This window comes from Streptomyces sp. NPDC003379, from assembly GCF_053589195.1.
The window spans coordinates 1-4,614 of sequence record NZ_JBSFRK010000116.1; the positions used below are offsets into that span (position 1 = coordinate 1).

General features: G+C 67.9%; 2 protein-coding genes and 1 pseudogene. 2 read left to right on the plus strand and 1 reads right to left on the minus strand.

Features of this window, described 5'->3' with window-relative positions; all coding sequences use genetic code 11:
* Nucleotides 1-2,362, plus strand: a 2,362-nt coding sequence (locus ACWDVB_RS40120; protein WP_451612062.1) for a WD40 repeat domain-containing protein, incomplete at its 5' end; no start/stop codon positions are given.
* A gap of 793 nt (nucleotides 2,363-3,155) precedes the next feature.
* Nucleotides 3,156-3,785 carry a hypothetical protein gene (locus ACWDVB_RS40125; RefSeq protein ID WP_451519933.1) on the plus strand — a complete coding sequence of 210 codons (630 nt, stop codon included), beginning with the start codon at nucleotides 3,156-3,158 and terminating at the stop codon, nucleotides 3,783-3,785.
* 373 nt (nucleotides 3,786-4,158) lie between these two features.
* On the opposite strand, the pseudogene ACWDVB_RS40130 reads toward ACWDVB_RS40125, so the two are convergent.
* Nucleotides 4,159-4,353 (minus strand): annotated as a pseudogene (locus ACWDVB_RS40130) (FAD-dependent monooxygenase); the annotation flags it as partial.
* Between the last annotated feature and the right edge of the window lie 261 nt (nucleotides 4,354-4,614).

Consider the following 4,614-nt stretch of genomic DNA (forward strand, 5'->3'; position numbering starts at 1 on the left):
GGAGACCTTCGCCCGGCCCGCGCACAACTGCGCCCTCACCGTGTTGGAGACGGACTTCCTCACCGCAAGTGCCGCAGCACGCGATCAGGAGCGGCGGGCGGCGACCCGGGCCGCACGCCGGCTGCGTACGCTGATCGGTTCGCTGTCCGCTGTGGTCGTGCTCGCCCTCGTGGCAGGCGTCATCGCCTGGCAGCAGACGCGGCAGAGCGACCGGCAGCAGGAACTGGCCGCCGCGCGCAGGGCAGCCGCCGTGGCGAACGGGTTACGCTCCTCCGACCCCAGGCTGGCGCTCCAACTCAGCGTCGCGGCCTGGAGCCTTGGCCATACGCCGGAGACGAAGTCGGCGCTGCTGGGCGCCTTGGAGCAGCGGGAGCGGGCGAGGTTCGAGCCGCCGGCCTCCGACTCCTACGTCCAGCAGTTCCTGAGCGGCGGTGGTCGCACCCTCACCCGCATCGACAAGAGGCGTATCACGGTGTGGAACGCGGAGACGGGCCGGGTGACCGGCACCTACCGTGCGTTGCCGCGTCACACGGACCCATGGGTAGGCGCCAGTGTCGAACACAGCCCCGACGGGGCGGTGCTCGCCATCCGCACGGGCCACGGCATGCGGGTGCGGCTGTGGGACATCCGGGCCGGACGGTACCGCGGCTCCGCCTTCGGCCCTTCCCGTTCCGCAACCTCGTCCTCCAAGGGGTTCAGCAGGAGCGGGCGGGCGATGTACTTCAGCTTCGACGACAGCAGCTTCGGCGACAGCGGCGTAGAGGTGTGGGACACGCGCACCGGCCGGCAGCTGTTCAAGAGTTCCGCCTTGGATGCCGTCCTGGCGGAGGCGGTGGACGTCAGCGCGGACGGCCGCCTGCTGGCTCAGTGCGGCAAGAACGGTCGGGCCGAGTTGTGGAACATGCGCCAGAACCGCCGATCGGTTGCTGACTGGATCACGAAAGTGCCTTGCCGGGCTCTGTACGGCATACAGTTCTCCCCCGACGGACGAAGCCTGGCGGTGGGGGATGGGCAGGGGTTGCGGCGCTGGCGGCTCTCTTCAGGGAAGGAACTGCCCAGGCTCCGCCAGACGTCCCCGGAGCAGTATTTCTTCAGCGACGACGGGAAGTTCGTGGCGGGCGCGGGCAGGAACGAGATCCTGCTCTGGCGCCTTGACCGGCCGCAGGCCCCGGTCTTCCGCCACGCGCTGGCCGACGAGTACGAGTACCCCGGCGAGGTCCGAATCGACATGAGGTCCCGTGCGATCCGCTACGTGGTCAGAGGGGTCGGCGCCCAACCCGTCGTACATACACTCGATCTGGGCCGGTCCATCACCTCGTCCTGGCGTGCGCAAACCGTCAAGAACGCCACGTTCAGCGCGGACGGCAGCACACTGGCCCTGGCCCGGAAGGGGGCCCGAGCGGACCGCTTCACCCTGCTCGACCGCAGCGGCAAGACCATAACGGAGATTCCCAGGCCGGCGCCGTCCGCCTCACCCAAGGAGGACGGCTCGATCCCGCTGATGTCACTGAGCGGCGACGGGGACCGCTTCGCCTATGGCCTCGACAAGTCGCCGTACGGCGCACACCGGATCCGCGTGTGGGATACGAGGAGGAACCGGCTGGTCACAACCCTCACCCCCGCAAACGCGGACGTGGGTTTCAACGCGGTTGCCCTCAGCCCGGACGGCCGGAAGGCGCTGACCACCGATGGGGACAGCGGAGTCAAGGTCTGGGACACCCGCAGCGGAAAGCTGCTGCGGACCCTGCACGAGCCGGATCGTGGCAATGGCAACGTGCGGGTCCGTAGCATCGGCGTACTCAGCGCTGACGGCACGAAGCTCCTGACGGACACCGGTGCCCTGATCAGGGTGTCCGACGGCAAAATCTTGCCCACCGAACTCGGGCAGTGCGATGTCTGCCTGTTCGCGTTCGGCCCGGACTCGCGCCGGATCGCCGCGGCGAAGAACTGGGGGACGGTATCCCTGTGGGACGGCACCCTGCGTACACCGCTGGGCACACTGCCCGGCACCCTTTTCCGTGCCACACCCGGGGAACCCGAGGAAGCAACCGCGATGGCCTTCTCCCCGGACGGCACCACCCTCGCCGTCGCCGGGAATCAGGGCACCCTGCGGCTGTGGGACATGACCTCCCAGCAACCCCTCGGCCCCGCCCTGCCCACTCCAGGCGACCGCATCCTGTCCCTGGCCTTCAGCCCGGACGGCGGCACACTGTACGCCGCAGGTGAACACGTGCCGTGGCAGAAGTACGACATCGACCCGGACCGAGCCGTCGACACGGTGTGCGCACGCGCCGGGGCTTCGCTGTCCCCAGCCGCTTGGAACAGGTTTCTCCCCGAAGTCCCCTACCGGAAGCTGTGCTGACCCTCGTCACGCGTGCCACGATATTCGCCATATGTGGTGCGGGCATCGGCCTGCCTTGACCATTTCCGGAAAGGCGGCAGGTCTGGGGGTGTAGCGATCTTCGCAGCTATCCGGCGAGTGGGCTATCTGAGGAGTGGGCTATCCGGCCCCGGAGGAGGGTGACTCGCGACGAACTGTGAGATCCGCCCGGCAGCCCCCTGCTTCAGGCGGACTCCACGGTTCACCGCAACGCGTGGAACTCCTACAGTAACGGAACGCGCCGGTCGGGGAGGCAGCATGATTCCTGAGAAGTCGACCATCCCCGTCGGCACCAGATCCACGAATGCGCTCCTGCCCGGGACAGGGTGGATCTACACCGCGAGGCTTCTACACCACCCATGAGGACAACGGAAACTTCTACCCTTGTGCATCGCCGATGCCAGCGCCGCTGAACGATTCGCGGGCGAATACACCGACGCCCACAGGCTTGTCGGTGCCAGTGGGGAGAGGCAGCAGGCTTGGCTTGTGCACTGCCACGACGCGGCCGCCTCTTAACTCGGTACTCGGCAAGGCAACCGTGAGACCGGGCCGATCATCCCTCGAAAGGATCGGCACCCAAATGAGGATGAGGCTGCGTGCTTGTGTACCTGCCTGCTGTCATAAGCGCGTACGCTTCACCACCGCACATGGGTTACTGCTGTCCCGGGGCGGCCAGCCATCAGAGTGCGTTCGCAGGGCGTGCTCATGATGAGTGCTCAGTGGCAAGCACACCGCGGCTCGCAGGCCCACCTGTACTGACGAAAGGTCCACTGTTGTGTCAGATGTTCAGCCGGTAGTCAGCGGAGTCCAGGCCGACTACGCCGCCCGTGTAGCCGCGGACCTGGAAACGAACCGCAAGGAACAGCAACGCATCGGAGCTGAGGTGGCGGCGCTACAGGAGCAGTTGCGAGCGCTGGAGAGCGACTGCGCGGTGTTGATGAGCGTGCAGGAGGCACTTGGCTCTTCCGAGACATCTGCGGGTGTCACCAAGAAGGCTTCGTCCCGCAAGAGGCAAGTGCCTGCCCCACGGGCCGGCGCGCGCAAGTCCGGCGCGGCCCGAACGGAGAGCGCCACAGCCACCGGCACCAAAGAGAAAGCGGCCAAGAAGCCGTCCAAGGCCGCTGCGGAGAAGCCGGCCGTGCCTGCTGGCCCGACGTTGGTGGAGCTGATCAGCGACCACCTCGCCAGGCAGAGCGAACCGCGCTCCGCAGCTGAAATTACCACCGCACTCGCTAAGGCCCACTCCGATCGGAATATCAAGGCCACCGTCGTGCGCACCACGGTGGAGGGACTGGTCGCCAAGGGCAGGGCCGAGCGCACCAAGCAGGGTTCCTCGGTCTTCTACACCGCAGCCGTCCCGGCAGAGTCTCCCGCCGAGCAGCAGCCGGAGACGTCCACCAGCTGAACGTCTGCACGCGTCCGCTCATCGCCCCCGGCCCCTCAAAATCGCCCACTGGCCGGGGGCATTGAAGGCTTGCGGCGTTGAACGCTCCGCTCCTACGTCCGCTGGCCCCTGCTGCCCCGTGCCCGCCGCCACCAACGCCAACGCCTACGCGGCGGCGGGGTGAAGCACAGGATCCGCTGGGCCTCGGCGCTCGTGCGGAGGACTCTCCTCGACCTGGGCCTGGGACACCCACGCCAGCGGCGGGCACCGACGAGAGCTCCTGCGGGTCGGGCTGCCCGGCCAGCGGGTCGAGGTGGCGTCGCTCGGGGTCGGCTATGGACGTGCCGTGGCTGATGAGGGGCCACTGGGCGTTCCCGAGGGCGCTGCGGATCCGCTGTGCCACGCCGGGCAGCGTGTTGAGCAGTTCCTGAGAACGCGTGTTGAGCCCCCATGCCTTCGGCAGTGTGGACGTACTCGGCCGATGCTCCACCAGCAGCGGGCGCACACCGCGTGCGGCAAGGCTCAAAGCGGTGGTGAGCCCGGTGTAGGCGCCTTCGACGATGAGTACGGGAACTCGCGGGACTGACATGGCATCGGCCTCCGTTGCTGCTGTGTTCAGGCCGGGCCGGAGCGGAGTTCGGGTGGTGAATTCCAGCTTGACGATTCGTCGGGCTTCCGGCCACCTTCGGCCAGTGCAGCCAGTTGTCGGGCACGTTCCTGTACAACTGTGCCGCGATGCCGGCCTCGGGGCTTTTCTCGCTGCCCTTGCGGCGCCTCAGCGCTGTGGTGCGGGGAACGCCACGGGGCTGCGCAGGCCGGAGCGGCCGACCGCGCGTACACCGAAGAAGAC